General features: G+C 39.0%; 17 protein-coding genes. 13 read left to right on the top strand and 4 right to left on the bottom strand.

Annotated elements, in window-relative coordinates; translation table 11 throughout:
• The first annotated feature begins 146 nt into the window (after positions 1-146).
• The 10 genes from AB5542_RS14210 to AB5542_RS14165 all read left to right on the top strand — a co-directional run bounded on the left by AB5542_RS14210 (position 147) and on the right by AB5542_RS14165 (position 11231).
• Positions 147-686: an RNA polymerase sigma factor gene (locus AB5542_RS14210; protein ID WP_124315768.1), complete on the top strand. Its 540-nt coding sequence runs from the start codon at positions 147-149 to the stop codon at positions 684-686.
• 96 nt (positions 687-782) lie between these two features.
• Positions 783-1949, top strand: a complete 1167-nt coding sequence (locus AB5542_RS14205) for a FecR family protein (RefSeq protein ID WP_124315767.1) — start codon at positions 783-785, stop codon at positions 1947-1949.
• 142 nt (positions 1950-2091) lie between these two features.
• On the top strand, positions 2092-5358 hold the full coding sequence (locus AB5542_RS14200; RefSeq protein WP_151412149.1) for a SusC/RagA family TonB-linked outer membrane protein: 3267 nt from the start codon (positions 2092-2094) through the stop codon (positions 5356-5358).
• Between the two features lie 17 nt (positions 5359-5375).
• A complete protein-coding gene (locus AB5542_RS14195; protein WP_151412148.1) occupies positions 5376-6821 on the top strand; it encodes a RagB/SusD family nutrient uptake outer membrane protein in 1446 nt (481 codons plus the stop codon).
• 8 nt (positions 6822-6829) lie between these two features.
• On the top strand, positions 6830-7360 hold the full coding sequence (locus AB5542_RS14190; protein WP_368243135.1) for a hypothetical protein: 531 nt from the start codon (positions 6830-6832) through the stop codon (positions 7358-7360).
• A 14-nt stretch (positions 7361-7374) separates the two neighbouring features.
• Positions 7375-8460 (top strand): thioredoxin family protein, encoded by a 1086-nt coding sequence (locus AB5542_RS14185; RefSeq protein WP_164719685.1) that lies wholly within the window; start codon positions 7375-7377, stop codon positions 8458-8460.
• Between the two features lie 39 nt (positions 8461-8499).
• Positions 8500-9003 carry a TlpA family protein disulfide reductase gene (locus AB5542_RS14180; protein WP_124317112.1) on the top strand — a complete coding sequence of 168 codons (504 nt, stop codon included), beginning with the start codon at positions 8500-8502 and terminating at the stop codon, positions 9001-9003.
• Positions 9004-9193: 190 nt separating this feature from the next.
• Positions 9194-10114 carry a serine protease gene (locus tag AB5542_RS14175; protein ID WP_221230354.1) on the top strand — a complete coding sequence of 307 codons (921 nt, stop codon included), beginning with the start codon at positions 9194-9196 and terminating at the stop codon, positions 10112-10114.
• Positions 10115-10173: 59 nt separating this feature from the next.
• The gene (locus AB5542_RS14170; protein ID WP_087421705.1) at positions 10174-10554 is read left to right on the top strand and encodes a hypothetical protein; all 381 of its coding nucleotides are present in this window, start codon (positions 10174-10176) and stop codon (positions 10552-10554) included.
• A 143-nt stretch (positions 10555-10697) separates the two neighbouring features.
• Positions 10698-11231 (top strand): hypothetical protein, encoded by a 534-nt coding sequence (locus AB5542_RS14165; RefSeq protein ID WP_118304875.1) that lies wholly within the window; start codon positions 10698-10700, stop codon positions 11229-11231.
• Positions 11232-11243: 12 nt separating this feature from the next.
• Here the strand turns inward: AB5542_RS14165 and AB5542_RS14160 are convergent, their stop codons facing one another.
• The 4 genes from AB5542_RS14160 to AB5542_RS14145 form a co-directional block, all read right to left on the bottom strand.
• Positions 11244-11984 (bottom strand): shikimate dehydrogenase family protein, encoded by a 741-nt coding sequence (locus AB5542_RS14160; RefSeq protein WP_288215217.1) that lies wholly within the window; start codon positions 11982-11984, stop codon positions 11244-11246.
• Between the two features lie 147 nt (positions 11985-12131).
• Positions 12132-13055: a DUF368 domain-containing protein gene (locus AB5542_RS14155; RefSeq protein ID WP_270542816.1), complete on the bottom strand. Its 924-nt coding sequence runs from the start codon at positions 13053-13055 to the stop codon at positions 12132-12134.
• Positions 13056-13175: 120 nt separating this feature from the next.
• A complete protein-coding gene (locus AB5542_RS14150; protein WP_124317109.1) occupies positions 13176-14741 on the bottom strand; it encodes a DUF4301 family protein in 1566 nt (521 codons plus the stop codon).
• Between the two features lie 175 nt (positions 14742-14916).
• Positions 14917-15171, bottom strand: coding sequence for a hypothetical protein (locus AB5542_RS14145; protein WP_087421709.1), 255 nt, complete (start codon positions 15169-15171; stop codon positions 14917-14919).
• Positions 15172-15307: 136 nt separating this feature from the next.
• On the opposite strand from AB5542_RS14145, the gene AB5542_RS14140 reads away from it, so the two are divergent.
• From AB5542_RS14140 to AB5542_RS14130, 3 genes are all read left to right on the top strand, one after another.
• Positions 15308-15973, top strand: a complete 666-nt coding sequence (locus tag AB5542_RS14140) for a CBS domain-containing protein (protein WP_279039051.1) — start codon at positions 15308-15310, stop codon at positions 15971-15973.
• Between the two features lie 34 nt (positions 15974-16007).
• Positions 16008-16913, top strand: a complete 906-nt coding sequence (locus AB5542_RS14135; RefSeq protein WP_288215216.1) for an NAD kinase — start codon at positions 16008-16010, stop codon at positions 16911-16913.
• A gap of 88 nt (positions 16914-17001) precedes the next feature.
• On the top strand, positions 17002-17730 hold the full coding sequence (locus AB5542_RS14130) for an isoprenyl transferase (RefSeq protein ID WP_288215215.1): 729 nt from the start codon (positions 17002-17004) through the stop codon (positions 17728-17730).
• Positions 17731-17772 lie beyond the last annotated feature (42 nt).

Genomic DNA, 17772 nt, shown 5'->3' with positions numbered 1-17772 from the left:
GGGAAACGAGATTTGAAAGTTCTCCCCTATGTTATTTTAAGGGAGAAAGAGATGATATAGTTGTTTACAAGATTGTATCGGACTTTGTAATGATTCAATTATTGTGTATTTGAATATTTCGGAGGAATAGTTACTTTTGTAGCACTATGAGTGCTATTATTCAGACCAATAAAGACTTTGAAGTATTCTTCCGGGAGAATTTTCCATCCGTGTACGCTTTCATGAAACGCTACACGGGGGATGATGAATTAGCAGCAGATTTAGCACAAGAGACTTTTATCCGGGTTTATGAACGGCGGGATGAGATTGTTTCTGTTGATTACGGGAAAGCTTTTTTATACACGGTTGCACGTCATTTGTACTGGAATCATTGTAAGCATCAACGGGCGAAGGAAAATTATTTCGCACAATTGGATGAGAGTAACGTGGATGATTACGATTTCTTGCAGGAGGTTACCCGGCAGGAAACCATGCGAATGTTATATGTTGCTATTGACCAGTTGCCACCACAGACTCGTAACGTGATCCTTTTGAATCTGGAAGGGAAAACGAACCCTGAGGTTGCGGAAGAATTAGGTATTTCCGTGAACACGGTGAAGTGTTTGAAAAAGTCGGCTTACGAGACATTAAGGGAGGCCCTATCCAAAAATTACTTTGTGATTTTGATGTTCCTGTTAGGGGTGTAAATGTTAAATCTTTTCTTTTTTTGAATTTTTTTCTAGTCTGACCTACCCACTTTTCATTTGAAGTAATCTCTATGATAAAATTACAAATGTAAAAGTATGGATTTACTAAAAAAACGTTTGGATATTGCCCGGCTTATTGCCGAAGAGTTGACCGGAACGATTGATGAAAAGGATCGGCTCGTGTTGGCCCGTTGGTTGGATGAGGACGAACGACACCGGGGGGAATATGCGAATATTTTAGAATCATTAAAGGCTGGGAACGAGGCTTGGAAGGATCAGGAGCGGGGGAGGCAGTTAATGGAATCCCGATGGGGGACAGTGAAATCTCATACGGTTCGGAAGACTGACCGGTGGATTACGTGGAGTAAGTATGTGGCGGTTATCGTGTTATTCGTGAGCATTGGAATTTTTTGGCTTGTAAATGAAGAAAAGCAGGAGGTGGAGAATGGTACTGTTGCCCAAATTGAACATGGTAGCATGAAAGCGCAGCTTGTACTTGCTAATGGAAAAAAGGTGGATTTGAGGCCAGAAATAAGCTTACAATTAGAAGAGGAGGGGGGAACCCGAATTTTGACATCAGATAATAGGGTAAAGTATTCGGGGAAGGATTCTTTAGCCGGACAATCGACAGAAGTAAAGTATAATACGTTGATCGTGCCGCGAGGAGGTGAATTTTCGTTGGAATTGGCAGATGGAACTCGGGTGTGGTTGAATGCGGAGTCGAGGTTGCGTTATCCGGTGGCTTTCACGGGTAAGGAGAGAAAAGTTGAGATGGAGGGAGAGGTTTATTTTGAAGTGGCAAAGAATAAGGAAAAACCTTTTATTGTAACCGTGAATGGGGTTGATATTCGGGTCTTGGGAACAAGTTTTAATGTTTCGGCTTATCAAGAAGAGGTGGTGGCCACGTTGGTCGAAGGAAAGGTGCAGTTGAAAAAAGGTAATGAACAGGTTATTTTATCGCCTAACCAGCAAGCAATATGGTCTGATGACGAGTTTAGAGTGAAACAGGTAGATGCCCGTAATTATGTGTTATGGAAAGAGGGGATTTTTTATTTTGAAGATGTTGATTTGGAGACAATTCTGGATGATATGGCCCGCTGGTATAACGTGAATGTTTTTTATATGAACCCAGCGTTGAAAGAGATGAAATTCTCTGTCGAGATTAGACGTTATGGGGATATAAACGAGATCCTGAGAAGAATAGAACAAACTAAACGTGTAAAATTTGAAATAAAAGATAGAACTATAAACGTGTATGAATAAAAAAGACAGACAGCACCCCCATGCTATCTGTCCGAATACATTCAATATTTAATTCAATGTAAAACTCAAGAACAAAGTTATGAAAAAAAAATGTAATTCTGGTGGTCTTATGAAAATAAGGCTGCGAAAAACATTGTTGGTTATGAAATTTTTGTGCTTTTTTTTCTTGTTGTCTGTTTCGGTATCAGCAGCAAGTTATTCACAGAATGCAAGGTTTACTCTGACGTTGGAAAATGTCGCATTAACAGATGTTTTTTCAACTATTCGGAAAAGTAGTGAGTTCACGTTTATCTATAATATGGATGACGTGAGAAATATTCGGGTGAAGTCAATAAACGTGCACGAGGCTACTATCCAAGAGATTCTGGATGAAGTCCTTCGAAACACGGGGTTCGTTTACCAGATTGAAGATTATGTGATCGTGATTCAACCTCAGGAAACGAAGGAAGAAAAGAAATCCCTGCGATTAAAAGGGTGGGTCCGTGATAAGAAAAAGGAACCGCTACCAGGGGTGACGGTAAGAATGGTGGGGGTGAGCTTGGGAACGGCAACCAATGCTCAAGGATGGTTTGCGATAGATTTACCTGTGACGAAAGGGGAGGTGGAGTTTTCTTTCGTGGGATATAAAAAACAGAAAATTACTTTCACAGAAAAAACAGATACACTGCAGATCGTGATGGAGGAGGATTTCCAACAGGTGGAAGAGGTGGTTGTGACAGGTATTTTCAATAAACCGAAAGAGAGTTTTACAGGGGCTGTGACAACTATATCTCAAGAAGAGATCAGAACTCATTATTCTCGGAATTTGATTCAGACATTAGCGAGTTTAGATCCTAGTTTACGAATTATACAGAATAACGCACAAGGATCTAATCCGAATGCTTTACCGGAACTACAATTGCGAGGGGCATCCACATTACTTAGTGCAGACGATATACGAGATCAAAAGAGTAATTATGAATTGAATCAACCTTTGTTTATCATGGATGGTTTCGAGGTAACGTTAGAACGAGTAATGGACTTGAATGATAATGAAATTGAAAGCATCACTATTTTGAAAGATGCGAGTGCTACAGCTCTTTATGGTTCTAGAGGGGCGAATGGGGTCATAGTGATTACTTCGTTACGTCCTAAAGCAGGAAAAATTTCGGTGACATATTCGGGAAAAGTTAAAGTCGAAATTCCAGATTTAAGTTCGTATGACAACTTAACGAATGCTAGAGAAAAATTAGAGTTAGAACGAGTGTATGGCGTGTGGGATGATTCAAGTCTTCAGGAGTTATACCAGTCTTTAAAAGATGTGGTTGATTCAGGTGTGAATTATAACTGGGCTAAAGAGCCTCTTCGTACAGGAGTTGGACAACAGCATATATTGAATATCATGGGAGGAGTTGAGGCTTGGCGTTTTCGGTTTGATCTGTTTTATGATGAAACAATTGGCGTTATGAAGGGATCTGATCGTACAAATTTCAACGGTTCGATGGAAATTGATTACGTGCATGGTAAATGGAATGTACGTCAACTTTTAACGATAGGATTGAATACAAGTGAAGATAGTCCTTATGGACAATTTTCTGATTACGTGAGGATGAACAGATATTGGGAACCTTATGATGAAAATGGAGAATTGATAGAACAATATTATCATCCTAATGCAACGGCTCTTATAGATAATCCGATGTATAATAAGGAGGTTGGGTGTTGGAATGAATCAAAATACACGTCATTACGTAGCACAACGCAGGCTCGTTTTGATATTTCAGAGGCTTTTCAAATAACAGCAATGTTGGGTTTAACTAAAAAAATGGGAACACAAGATTCTTTTATCCCACCAACGCATAAATATTATGATAGTGAGGAGAATATAGAGCAAAAAGGAAGTTATGGTAGAGGAGAGAAAACGGAATCATTGTGGGAAACGAGATGGGCGTTGAATTATGCAAAAACATTTAACGAAAAACATATGCTAACAGTAGGTATTGCTGGAGAAATGTCTGAAACAAAATATGATAATGTTTCTTGGTCTGCAACAGGATTTTTAACATCGGATATTGACCATTTGGCAACTTCTTTAGGTTATCCTTCTACGGGAGGAACTTATGGTTCAGAATCAACCTCTCGTAGAGTATCATTAAGTGGTTTTTGTAATTATTATTATGATACGCGTTATTTTATAGATTTGACTTATCGTTTAGACGGAGGTTCTTCTTTTGGGAAAAATAGTCGTTTTTCTTCTTTTTATGCTTTAGGTGTTGGATGGACGCTTAGTAAGGAAGAGTTTATAATTGAACACTTACCTTTTATTTCAAATTGGCAATTCCGCTATTCGTATGGGGTTTCCGGTAATATGGCATTCTCCCCGGAACAGTCAATGGAGGTTTTTAATCGAGAAACCAATTACACTTATAATGGAGGTGTGGGAGTAAAGATGGCAACTTTCGCAAACCCGAATCTGAAACAACAGAATACATTTCAACATAATGTGGGGATGAATTTGAGTCTTTTTAAAGACCGAATAACATTTAATTTAAACTATTATAGAAAATTGACGGATAATACCTTAACTGATATATATATTCCTGCATCACACGGTTTTACCACTGTAAAAGGAAATGTGGGTGAAGTGCGGAATGAAGGTTATGATGGTAGCATCTCTTTCAATGTATTGAGATCAGAAAAGTTTAATTGGAATTTAAGTGGTAGCTTTTCTCATAACAAGGAGACTTTAGTGAAGTTGGCCGAAGGTTTTAAGAATTCGTTAAAATATTATGATACTTCAATGGGATCAGCTACGACGTATTTGCGCTATAGAGAAGGGCATTCTATGACGGCTGTTTATGGTTTGCGTACGATTGGCGTGGATCCTCTTTCTGGTCAGAGGGTATTTTTAACTAAAGATGGAGAAATGACAATGTATCAGAATGGTAAAGATTTAGTTTATTTGGGAGACTCACAACCGAAGGTGAATGGTTCCATCCACACGACAATCTCGTATGGTGGACTCTCTGTATCATTGGGCTTTGGTTTACAATGGGGCGGTGTCGCTGAGAACTTCACCGAGTTGAATAAGAGAGAAAATTTAAACTTAACCTATAATGTGGATCGTCAAGTATTAAAAGATGGTTGGAAAAAAGCTGGAGATGAAGCGTTATATAAAAGGCAAGGAGCTTATGTCGTGAATACTTATGGATGTGATATGTTTATCCACAAGAATAATATATTTAATTTGAATAGTATTAATGTTCGCTATAATTTTCCACGAAAGTTGATAAAGAAGTTGGGAATGGAAATGTTATCTATTTCTACAGATTTGACAGATATTTTTTATTTTTCGACAATTCATCGAGAACGGGGAACGTCTTATCCTTACTCAATTAATCCGAATTTATCAATATCTTGTTCCTTCTAATTCAAATAGTTAATGGTATGAAAAAAAGAAAATTTTATTTATTGTTATATGTTGTATTGACATTGGTTTGTAGTGCATGTGAAGGTTGGCTGACTGTTGAGCCCGAAACTGCTATTACGGGAGAGAAATTGTATACAACGAATGAAGGTGTAAAGGAAGGACTAAACGGACTTTATCTTAACATGAGAGGATTGTATTACCCGGAAGGCCGCTTGGGCGGTGCATCAGTATTGGAATCAATGGCTTGTACACATACTTTTGCAGAAGGTACTCCTGGATATAGGTGGGCAGGACATTATTATAATGATTTATCCGGTGATTCAGATATAGCTATGATATTTGTGGGGTTGTATAATATTATTACGAATGCGAATTCTTTAATACTAGGAACAGAAACAAATAAGAACAAGTTAAAGGATGAGGTTTATAATATAGGTCGGGGGGAAGCCTTGGCAATACGGGCTTTGGTTCATTTGGATTTGATACGTTTGTTCGGGCCAGTTCCATCGAATGTGGATATGAGTGAGAAGTATTTACCTTATGTAAGGGTGAATGATATTAAAGATTACGAATATAATACATTTGAAGAGTACATGACATATTTGTTGGCGGATTTGGATGAAGCTGAAGCATTATTAGAGAAATCGGATATTGTCGTTACGGGGACCTTTGAGGAAACGGAAGTTTCAAGCGCTTCTTGGTCTTTTCGTAAAAATCATATAAATTATTATGGGGTATTAGGATTACAGGCTAGGGCTCGCTTATGGAAAGGAGAGGTGGAAGGTGCGTTGCGTTACGCTCGGCTGGTGAAAGAAGCAAAGAATGGGGATGGAACTGCCAAGGTCCGTTTGATGACACCAGATGATAATACTACAGAAGGACTTTGGAATAATAAGACTACGGATTTGACATGTTATAGTGAACATCTTTGCGGAGTGAAATGTGATAATTATGATTATACGCAGGGTACAGCTTGGCTAGCTAGGAATGTTTCGATTTTAAACTATAGTGATACATTTTTTGAGGATTTGTTTGCAGGAAACGCTGAAGATATGCGGTATCAATGGTTTTGGGCATATTATTATAACCGTTTTGGAACGAGTGGATATTATTGTCGGAAATATTTGAATTTTTATAATTCTTCTACTTCTCAAAAAAATTTCCCTATTGTGCGATTAGCAGAAATGTATTTGATTATTGCGGAGAATGCACCATTGGAAGAAGCGAATATAATTTATGAAGAGTATTGTAAAGCTCGCAATTTGACTTACGTGCCATTGACAGAAAGCGATCGAGAGGAGAGAATCTTGTTGGAATTTATCCGGGAATTTACAGGTGAAGGACAGAATTTTTATACATACAAGCGGTATAATACTAAAAATATGTTGTTTGGAGTGCGAGAGTGTACGGAAGAGCAGTATCAATTACCACTCCCGGAATCTGAATTGTTGAATGATAAATGATTTGAATTATGAAAAAATTTTTAATTATAGTGTTGTGTTGTACATTCTGGTGTATAGCTTGCACGGAAGAACGTCCTGGGTATTATGAGGGGGAGAATAATTGGGTACAGTTTTATTATTTGTGGCCTGTACAGAATCCGTATATAGCTCCGGTTCATCTACCTTATGAGGGGTATATGCCATCCTTGAATTCAACAAAGCTTCAGGATACTGTTTATTTCCGGTTGCACTTGATCGGGAGGAAGTCTAATCAGCCGAGAAAAGTGATGTTTGAATCTTATGAAACAGAGATGGAGTATAGTTATTACGAACCGGCTGTGGCTAACGTAAATTATATCGCATTCGATGATCCTTTGATGAAGCCTTATCTGACGATTCCGGGAGATTCTGCTTATGTGAATATTCCCGTGATCGTGAAATATAACCCAGCGATTTCCAGTGGTTATTTTCAGTTAGATTTTAAATTGATTGATACGGAAGATTTGGTAGTGGGTGATACTTGTTTAATGAAAGGAAGATTAAAATTTTCTCAATGGTAATAAATAATTTGGAGATGAAAAAGTTTGTATTGTTGTTTGGATGTGTGTGCTTTTGTCTGTCTGTATTTGCTCAGACCAATTTTCAAGATATAAGCTTCTCTGAAGCGTTGAAGAAAGCAAAAGAGGAAAACAAAATGGTGTTTGTGGATTGTTATACTTCTTGGTGCGGTCCTTGCAAGTATATGGCTGATAAAGTGTTTCCACAAAAAAAGTTGGGGAAGTACCTGAACGATAGGTTCGTGAGCTTGAAGATTAATGCGGAGCAGGGCGAGGGCGTGGATATCGCCAGCAAGTATAGTGTTTCTGCTTATCCCACGTTTTTGATCTTGAAGACAGACGGGACGTTAATTTACCGAATCGTTGGAGGAACAGAAGGGGCCGACGAGTTCATCTCCAAGGTGGAGGAAGGTTTCGGGGAGAAATCAGCCTTCAGGATGGAAGAACGTTACCTGAAGGGAGATAGGGAAGAGGGGTATTTATTTGATTTCCTGAAATCGTTACTGGCTTCTGGGTTAGACGAGAAGGCTCGGGAAGTTGCTGGTGAGATCTTGGCTCCACTGTCAGTAGAGAAGAGATGTACGGAGACTTACTGGCCTATTTATGATAACCCTCGTTTATCTTTAGTAGGTTCAGAGAATTTACGCTTTTTCCTGAAACACGTTGATCAATTTCGCAGGGGTGTGGGGGTAGAGAAGGTGAATGCGAAATTGACATTTTTATATGTTAGTAGATTGGAAGAGATGTTGCGAGGAAGGATGCCTGCAACCAATGCCGACCTAGACCTTGTGGAAAAAGAGTTGAAGAAACATGATTTGGAGCAGGAGGACTTGAGTAATTATATAGAGATGATGAGGGCTATTAATGCGAAAGATACGGATAAAATTTATTCTTTGTATAGGAAAGTTTACCAGAACATGAGCGAGAGTAAATTGAGTTACTTGTATTTTCGTCCAATTCTTCTTTTTCAAGGGCAGGGGAAATGGACCGAAAAGCAAAAGATCGGTTTTATAAATTTTACCAATGAATTGATTATGCGAATGGAATCACAAGTGATGCAATTGTCAATGCAAAATTTTGTGGAAGCATTGCCTAAGTTTTGAATGATTTTATGAGGTTTATTTGAAAGAGAGAAGAATAGTATGAAAAGATTTTTATTCATTTTTTTATCGTGTTTGCCTTTGTTCTTGGGAGCTCGGGAATTGCGAGATACCATAGAATTGAAGCAAGGAATGGTGTGTCCTAAATTTGTATTTAGAGATACTTCCAAACAAGAGGTTTTTTTGCAACAATTTAAAGGAAAGTATGTGGTGATTGATGTGTGGGCCTCATGGTGCCATCCTTGTAAACAGGAATACCCAACATTGAAGAGATGGGCTGAGAAGTATAAAGATAAAAATATAGAATTCGTGAGTATTTCTTGTGATACCCAAGAGCAGAGATGGCTCAATGAGCTTTTTTGGGGGAAAATGGTCGGGAATCAGTGGTGGATTGCAAATGATAATGCTTTTATGATAGCCTTTCGGGTGACGACAATTCCTCGTTTGATTTTGTTAGATCGGAAAGGAAAGGTGATGGATTTAAAATTACCTAAACCTTCTGATCCGGAGTTTGAAACTATTTTAAATGGATTGAATGGATTATAGAGCAAAGGGGCTTTTTAGAACCCCTTTACTCTGTAGTGATATATGAACGAGATTTTAAAATGATGTTTCTCAAATAAATTAAAGAGATAATCTTAATACCAATTATGAATCAATTCCTTTTGAAACATAGGAATATATCTATTTTTTGGGTCTAAATGTATTGTGATTATCAGAACTTGAAATAAGTGTTATGAATATAATAGGGAAGTATTATCGTTTAGTATGTATTACTATGATTATTGTGGTGATCGGGGGCGTGAATGGTCTTGCTCAAGAGGGGAAAGAGGTTGTGTATCGTGATTATACGCACATGGAGGCAGATCTGTTGGATTCTTTGAAACGGGATGAGGTAAAAACGTTATTCCGTGGGGTGCATGTGTTACGGCAGCAGGCTCAGCAGGTAAAAGAGAGTACTCCGGTCCGGTTGGAATCTCAACGGGTAGAGAAGAAAAAATTGAGCCCACAAGATATGATCGAGAAGAGAAGGGGCAGCGTGTTGACTGTCAACAAGTATCATCGTGCGATGATGCATCCGGAAGGAGTGACAGGCTGGGCAACGGCAGTCGTGTTATCGAACGACGGGATTTGTGTCTCGAATTACCATGTGTTTTGGGAATTTCTGGACTCAACAGCTAAGTTGAATCCACGGGATAGTATTATGTTTGTTGCCACGGAAGAGGGGAGAGTATACCCGATTACCGAGATCTTGAGTTTTAACAAAGCTGCAGATGTGACTTTCTTCAAGATTGATACACGGGGAGATATGCTTACCCCGATACCATTGGGAAATGACCTCCCGGCGGGGACAGGGGTACATTTGTTAAGTCATCCGGAAGGATATCCGTATGCATACACGAACGGGGTGGTTATGCGAACAACGACTTCTGACGCTAAAGATCCCTTTGCACGCCGGATGGAACTTACGGTTGATTACGCCAAGGGGTCAAGTGGGGGACCGATCATGGATGATTGTGGAAACATGGTGGCGATGGTGTCTAGTATACGTGCGATATTTTATTCTAATCAGCCGCCTTATAGCCAGCAGATGAATGTGAAACTGACAATTCCTGTGAGTTCATTGAGAATGTTGATGCAGGGAAAGAATGAATAAAACTAGTATATATTCGAAAAAATATTTACCTTTGTCATGTATTATTGTAGGTATATCGAATGAAAGTTTTTGTGAAATATTGCGTGTTGCTTTTGGTGGCAGTAATCTATCTTGGACAAGGGATAGATTCTACTCGTTATTTAGCAAAGGCAACGGGGCAAGAGCGACTTGTTTCACATGAGAAGGATGATTTTGAACGGTTAGCCATGCTGACGGCGATGAACGGAAATGCATTACCGGTCAACACTGTTCAGGATGTAACAAATGTGCAACCGACTTTTCGTTATTTGCAAAAAAATAATATTTCTGTTTATTTAGAAGAATATAAAAGGGTTTTTACTCCTTATTTTAGGTATATTGAAAACGATTATCTCGACTCTTTTGCGTTAAAGCAGGACGTTGGATACTATGTCTTTGCGTTGCGCGAAATCATTGTATGATTTTGGGTTTATTTGTAAAAACGCTGCTCGTTAATTATTAGCGGGTAGAGTTGTGTCTTGACTGAATTGTATTCGGGAACAAGAACATACGCATGAATATGTGGAAAAAATAAACTATTTAATTATACAAAAATTATAAAGTCATGAGTGATAGTAAATTTGAATATATCGATGATGTTCTCTTGAATGTAGATAAAGATAAAATAGAAAAAAAGAAAAAATCTCCTATAAAGCCTTTGGCATTGTTGATCTTGGGTGCTGCAATCCTTTGGTATGGTGCGAATTATATTAACACGGCTCAGAGTGATACGCTTTCTTCTGTTGTTATTATGATCGGTTTAGGTGTTGCAGCATGGGGAGTCGTGGCATTTTTGGTAAAGAAAGAGCGTTACGTTTACAAACCAACGGGAAAGGTGTTGAAGAAACATAAAGTGTATGTGGCTGCAAATCAGTCCTCACGATTGTATGATATTTTGGAGCAAAATAGGTATGATGATTTACAATCATTGACCCGTTCCGGACAATCTAATTTAAGCTTGGAGGCTTATTGTAGTGAAGATGAACAATATGCTTTGTTACAAGTCATGGAATTCATTCCTTACAATGACGTGCCGATGACTCCTGTCAAAGTATGTGAAGGAACTCAGGCAAAACAAGTAGCTTATTTCTTAAAATAATACTCTGAACTATTAAGTATTCCAGAGTTTCCACGAATAATCGGCTTGCAGATGGAGCATCTGTAAGCCGTTTTTTATTCGTGCTCCTTGTTGCTCTCCACGGTGCATGAATTCGGTTATTTCCGGATTATAAATAAGGTCGAAAAGATAATGATTTGAGGAGAGAAGATGATAAGGAATGTCCGGACAATCGGTTACATACGGCCACATCCCCACGGGGGTAGCGTTAATAATTAAAGGAGTGTTGGGTAAGTAACGGGCAACTTGGTTGTAGGAGATTTCAGAGGAAGAATGGGGGGTACGGCTAACCGTGAATACTTCTATTCCCAAAGAGGCAAGTGCATTCCGGATGGCTTTGGACGCTCCGCCAGTGCCTAAAAGTAAAGCTTGTGTAGGCGGTGTCTGGATAAATTCTAATAAAGATTCTCTGAAACCTAAGATGTCAGTGTTGTATCCGGTTAGGATGGAACCGGAAATCGTGTGTTCTACTTTCACGGAATTAACGGCTCCGATTTTTCTGGCATCCTCGCTGATATGGTCTAAATAGGGAATGATCTTCTCCTTGTAAGGGATCGTGACGGCAAATCCTTTTAGCGAGGGGGTTGTTTTAATGACTTGTAGTGTCTGTTCAATATTATCAGATTCGAAGTTCACAAATTCTGCATCTATTTTTTCTGCCTTGAACTTCTCCGTGAAGTAAGTCTTTGAAAATGAATGTCCCAAAGGAAAACCGAGTAATCCGAAAAGTTGCATGAGAGTTTATGTGGGTTATGAGTTTTATCAGGTTTAAAAAGTTCGGAAGATACATAATTCCCTATGGGATACTTTGTCTTCAGCGGTTTGTGACAGATAAAGACTCTGTTTCTTTATGAATCTTACGAACTTTATAAACTTTGCGAACTATTTTTTAAGTATTACTGCTAGTTTTTCAATACCCCATATGAGTAAAATACCAATGATACACATGAGGATTGCCTGCCATACAAGAGGATCGCTCCCGTTAACTTGCTCGAAGGTATTGGGGAGAACGTTTTTTTCAACATTAAAAGCAATCCCGTTAACCAGTTCTGTATCTGTAATTTTCCAGGGCCAGATTTTGTTGAGTGATCCGACCATGAATCCTGTTAATAGGGCTACTGTCATTCCATGATAGTTTTTCAATAACCAGGATAGCAAGTGTGAGAAAGCGACTATACCAGCCACAGCTCCAACTAAGAAGGTAAGTAGAACGGGAATGTTGAATTCGCTGACGGCGGTAATGATGTATTCGTATTTCCCTAAAAGTAACAGAATGAAGGCACCGGATATTCCCGGTAGGATCATGGCGCAAATGGCGATAGCCCCGGAAAGGAGAATAAACCACCAGTCATTCGGAGTACTGGTTGGGGAGAGAACCGTGATCGTGTACGCGATGATGGCGCCAACGATTAACGAGGTGATGGTTAGTATATCCCATTTTTTTATTTCTCTTGAAACCATGAGGGCAGAAATAATGATGAGACCAAAGAAAAAGGACCAAATGTATAACGGGTGGGTTTCTAGCAAGTATTTCATCAATTTTGCCAGTGAAAATATGGATATGGCAATACCTGCAACGACAGAAATTAAAAAGTTTCCGTTAATGTGTTTCCAAAACTCTTTTAGCTGGAAGGTTCCCAACAAACGTAATGCTTTCAGGTTTATTGACCGAATCGACTCGATCAACTCTTCATAGATACCCGTGATAAATGCAATAGTACCTCCTGAAACACCCGGGATTACGTCTGCGGCACCCATGGCACATCCTCTAAGTACTAATAGTAAGTAGTTCTTTTTCTTCTCCATGAACAACAAATTAATTTCTTGATTTTAAATTTTAAATTTTAGATTTCCTTTCACGAATCAACATTTTTGATTTACGATTTATGAATCACCTGAAATCATAAATCGTAAATCTAAATTCATTTATTCTACTTTAAACACGTTACGGTGTTCAAAACGCAACAAGTCAAAGACAGTTTTTACCGGGGTGAAGGTGGATAGCGGAACTTCCACGAATATCGTGTTCCAGTTGGCCATGGCACCATTCCACAATCCGGGTAGTTCTTGAACTTTAATATCTTTCCCGCCTAGTGATTTGCTGGTGATGAATCCCTGTGTGTTATCGATGTATTTAGCCAAGTCATATTTCTTACCTTTATAGTTATAGGTACTACATACGATGTCCACGGGATTAAAGTGGGTTGATTGGGTGAATATTTTTTTCTGATTTCGATCTTTCAGGTTGACTTGAGCGCTCTCCACGATCATCAAGCGTGTTGCATGTTCGTGGTCTTCAACCCAGAACGGTCCTCCACCCGGTTCTCCTTCATTTTTCACCATTCCGCATACACGCAATGGTCGATCAAGTAATTGTTTTAAATAAGCGACTCTTTCCTTACGGTCAGTATGAACTAATCCCTCTTTGGGTTTATAACCGAGGTGGTCGTAGATATATTGCTCGATTTCATTCAAATTTTCGTCTGTAATACTGTTTTTTTTGCTTAAGATTTTCATGTAATTGAAAATCTGGTTCTGTGTTTTTAACAAAACTCCGGCAAGGATTTTCTTGTATTTTACTGTGTCTGCCTTGCTACGATCGGGTGCCACGTTGTCAATGTTTTTGATGAAGATTAGGTCTTCTTTCAGGTCATTGAGGTTGTGAATCAATGCACCATGACCACCGGGGCGGAACACGATGTTTCCCTCGTTGTCTCTCACGAGATTACCTTCTGTATCGAGACTCACAGTATCTGTTGCTGGCGACTGGACAGAATATGTAATGTCGTATTTCAAGTTGAATTCTTTCTGGTAATTTTTGAGAACAGATTTCATGAGGGCTTTGAATTTGCCTATATGTTCTTCTGATACCGTGAAATGAATATGAGCTTCCTTACCGTCGTTGGCGTAGAGTGCCGCTTCTACCAAGTGTTCTTCTACAGCCGTGCGGATATGGTCCCTGTAAATATGGAAATCAATTAATCCCTTGGGTGTGGCATTGTAATTAAGCCCCTTGGGGGTAAGGATGTATTCTAGAATTTCAATGAGTTGATTCTTCCAGAGTAATTTGTCTAAATCAAGGCGATCTTTGTAAAGAGCCTCTTTTAGGTGTGGGTAGAATGGAAATTCTTTCAATTTCTCGAAGAACGAGAATATACTTCCGGGTTCCTTGTCTTGCCGGAATTTCAAATAGTCTTCATCGCTACCCGTGTACGTGTTGAAAAACGTATTTAGCGTTTTGAACATGCGTGATGCGGAACCGGAGGCCGGAACCATTTTCACGATTTTCAACGAATTCATTCTTTCCTCGAAGATGCGGATGAATTCATCGGCTTGTTCGTCATTCAAACCGTAGATTCCGTTGTTTATTGTTGCCGCATCCCGAATCTGTACAAAATCAAACCCCTGCTTGAAATTTTCAAGCTGGTTTTCAATTTGCTCGGGTTTTATTCCCCTGCGTTTAAATTGTTTGAGATCACTTTTCGTGTACATAATTTCAGGTTTGTAAGTACGTAAATAGTTTTGCAAGTTACGAATTATTGTGCAGAAAGCAAAATTTGTCTTTTGCGTTGCAGGCTGCCGGGTGAGTCTCTGACTCTGAGGGTTATGGGTGTTTATCGTGAACTTGTAACTTGTTAGCTTGTTATTTATACGAGAAAGAAGACAATTAATTGTCTTCTTCTTCGTCATATAATTCTTCTTGATTCTCTAATTCGGTTTCGAAAAATTCTTCCGCTTCTTCCATGAGAGATTCAATGTCGTCTGTGCAGAGAGGCTCTTCGTCAATCCAGTAAATTTTCTGGTTGCTGTAAAAGCCATCCATGTCACATTGAATAATACATTGAGGCTTTTCCGTGTGCACAACATATACTAGATCTGGTGCTTCCTGGGAATTGTCTGCAATAAGAAATTTTGGTAACATGATGTTCACTGTTTTTAAATTTACGTGGCAAATATAGAAATAATTGAAAACGGTGATATTGAAAATTGAAAATTATTTTAAGGGTGGAATTTACTGGGGAAAATAATGTATCTTTAGGGCGAGAAATGAAATAAATATGATCGCATCAAGTTTACTATCAAATGTTGTACCGGTATTGAAGAAGGATGATACTTGTGCCCAGGCATTGGGGTGGATGGACTTGTTTCGGGTGTCTCATTTGCCTGTCTTGGATGGAGAAACGTACGTGGGGTTGTTATCTGATGAAATCATGTATGCGCACGGGAGTATTCATGATCCGATCGGTAAGTTGGATATACCCAGGGAAATGACTTTCGTTTACGAAGATGTACATATGTATGATGTTATCGGGGTTGCCTCTTCACGGCTTTTGTCGGTGGTACCGGTTTTGAACCGAAAAGAGGTATATCAGGGAGCTATTTTGTTAACAGACATCTTGCATAATATTGATAAACTTTTGTGTATAGACGATCCTGGCGGAATTATCGTGTTGGAAGTAAATAAAATTGATTATTCTTTGGCCGAGGTTGCCCAAATCGTGGAGTATAACGAGGCGAAGGTGTTAAGTTGCTATGTTACGTGTATGCCGGATTCTAATAAAGTAGCGATTACTCTTAAAGTGAATACGGCCCGGATAGAACCGATTCTGGATACTTTTATTCGTTATCGTTATGTGATCAAAAATACTTTTGTTTCCGGTGAAGAGATGAATGAAGAGATGAGAGATCGTTACGGGCAGTTGTTGAAGTTTATGGAAATGTAGGAAGTTTTAAATTAATTGAATCTAAAATAAATAGATGTGTTCAAAAATAAGTAAAGTTGCGATTTACGGACGGGTGATTCATGAAGAGTTTTATCCTTATTTCAAACAAATGTTGCGTGATCTGAATGAGCGGGGGGTTTGTTTGACTTGTTATAAACCTTTCTATGATTTTTTGAAAGAGAAATGTGGTATTTCTGATGTTTTTCAAGCGTTTTATGAGGAGGATGTTGATCGGGATACGGATGTCTTGTTCAGTGTGGGAGGAGACGGGACATTTCTTGATTCTGCGATGCGAGTGAAAAATCATGGTGTTCCCGTGTTGGGCATTAATAGCGGACGGTTGGGTTTTTTGGCTAATATAGCTCAAGAAGAGATTCCTCAGGCTATTCATTGGTTATGTGCCGGAAACTTTGACGTGGAACAGCGTGCGTTGGTGAAATTCGAGATGAAAGATAATCCTTTTGCTGAATTTAATTATGCATTGAATGAGATAAGTGTATTGAAGACAGAACGTTCCTCTTTGTTGAAGGTTCATGCTTATATCGGGGAAGAATATCTCACCACATACTGGGCTGATGGCGTGATCGTGGCCACGCCTACCGGGTCTACTGCCTACTCGTTAAGTTGCGGGGGGCCGATCGTGGCTTTTGATTGCGATAACTTGATCATAACTCCGGTAAGCCCGCATAATTTGAATATGCGTCCGTTGATTTTGCCCGGTAATGTGCAAATCCGTTTAAAAGTTGAGAGTCGTTCAGGAGACTTCATGTTGAGTGCTGATTCTCGTATGCAAAGAATGTCGGATAATCACGAATTATTTATATCTTCGGGCGATTTTAAAATGAATGTTGTGAAAATGCCTGATCATAGTTATTACGACACGTTACGGAATAAATTGAATTGGGGCGAGGACAAGAGAAACAAGAAAGATAAAAGTTGAAACAATTTTAAATAATAGGGTTAATTTTATTGGAGAGTGAAAAGTAATTTTCAATTTTCAATTTTCAATTTTCAATTTTCAATTAATTATGGATAAAGAGAATATACCGGAACACGTGGCAATTATTATGGATGGAAACGGAAGGTGGGCCAAAAGTCACGGTTTGGAGAGATGGGAAGGTCATAAAAAAGGAGTAGATGCGGTAAGAACAGCAATGGAGGCTGCTGGGGAGATTGGGGTGAAGTATTTGACTTTATATGCTTTTTCGATAGAGAACTGGAATCGTCCGAAGAAAGAGATAGACGTGTTGATGGGCTTGATGGTGGACGCTATTTTGGCTGAAACTGATAATTTGATGAAAAAACAAGTCCGGGTGAAGGCTATCGGGAATTTGTCGGATTTGCCGGAAGAGGTATATAACAAGTTACAGGGATTAATAACGAGAACGGCATCTAATACCGGGTTAACTCTAGTGTTGGCATTAAGTTATGGGGCAAGATGGGAGATTTTAACAGCGGCCAAGCGGATAGTTCAAGATGTGCGGGATGGCAAAATAGAAGATGTTGAGGCATTTACAGACGCAGATTTTTCCACTTACCTGACGACGTCGGGAATCCCTGATCCCGATTTATTGATCCGAACAAGTGGTGAATGTAGGCTTAGTAATTTCCTTTTATGGCAATTAGCGTATACTGAACTATATTTTCTTGATAAATTTTGGCCCGATTTTGAAAAAGAAGACTTATATTTGGCCATTCGTAATTTTCAAAAAAGAGAAAGACGATTCGGGTTAACCGGAGAGCAACTAAAAAAGTGACTCAGATGACAGGAAAAATAACGCTTTTATTAATCTTTATAC

The sequence above is a fragment of the Butyricimonas sp. RTP31003st1_G1_RTP31003_210430 genome, from assembly GCF_040920905.1.
Lineage (GTDB): Bacteria > Bacteroidota > Bacteroidia > Bacteroidales > Marinifilaceae > Butyricimonas > Butyricimonas paravirosa.
Note: the sequence above shows the minus strand (reverse complement) of the source record. Positions and strands in the feature narration are given on the sequence as shown.

Coding starts and splice junctions, on each gene's coding strand:
- AB5542_RS14210 (WP_124315768.1), top strand. CDS start 147: ATGAGTGCTATTATTCAGACCAATAAAGACTTTGAAGTATTCTTCCGG.
- AB5542_RS14205 (WP_124315767.1), top strand. CDS start 783: ATGGATTTACTAAAAAAACGTTTGGATATTGCCCGGCTTATTGCCGAA.
- AB5542_RS14200 (WP_151412149.1), top strand. CDS start 2,092: ATGAAATTTTTGTGCTTTTTTTTCTTGTTGTCTGTTTCGGTATCAGCA.
- AB5542_RS14195 (WP_151412148.1), top strand. CDS start 5,376: ATGAAAAAAAGAAAATTTTATTTATTGTTATATGTTGTATTGACATTG.
- AB5542_RS14190 (WP_368243135.1), top strand. CDS start 6,830: ATGAAAAAATTTTTAATTATAGTGTTGTGTTGTACATTCTGGTGTATA.
- AB5542_RS14185 (WP_164719685.1), top strand. CDS start 7,375: ATGAAAAAGTTTGTATTGTTGTTTGGATGTGTGTGCTTTTGTCTGTCT.
- AB5542_RS14180 (WP_124317112.1), top strand. CDS start 8,500: ATGAAAAGATTTTTATTCATTTTTTTATCGTGTTTGCCTTTGTTCTTG.
- AB5542_RS14175 (WP_221230354.1), top strand. CDS start 9,194: ATGAATATAATAGGGAAGTATTATCGTTTAGTATGTATTACTATGATT.
- AB5542_RS14170 (WP_087421705.1), top strand. CDS start 10,174: ATGAAAGTTTTTGTGAAATATTGCGTGTTGCTTTTGGTGGCAGTAATC.
- AB5542_RS14165 (WP_118304875.1), top strand. CDS start 10,698: ATGAGTGATAGTAAATTTGAATATATCGATGATGTTCTCTTGAATGTA.
- AB5542_RS14160 (WP_288215217.1), bottom strand. CDS start 11,984: ATGCAACTTTTCGGATTACTCGGTTTTCCTTTGGGACATTCATTTTCA.
- AB5542_RS14155 (WP_270542816.1), bottom strand. CDS start 13,055: ATGGAGAAGAAAAAGAACTACTTACTATTAGTACTTAGAGGATGTGCC.
- AB5542_RS14150 (WP_124317109.1), bottom strand. CDS start 14,741: ATGTACACGAAAAGTGATCTCAAACAATTTAAACGCAGGGGAATAAAA.
- AB5542_RS14145 (WP_087421709.1), bottom strand. CDS start 15,171: ATGTTACCAAAATTTCTTATTGCAGACAATTCCCAGGAAGCACCAGAT.
- AB5542_RS14140 (WP_279039051.1), top strand. CDS start 15,308: ATGATCGCATCAAGTTTACTATCAAATGTTGTACCGGTATTGAAGAAG.
- AB5542_RS14135 (WP_288215216.1), top strand. CDS start 16,008: ATGTGTTCAAAAATAAGTAAAGTTGCGATTTACGGACGGGTGATTCAT.
- AB5542_RS14130 (WP_288215215.1), top strand. CDS start 17,002: ATGGATAAAGAGAATATACCGGAACACGTGGCAATTATTATGGATGGA.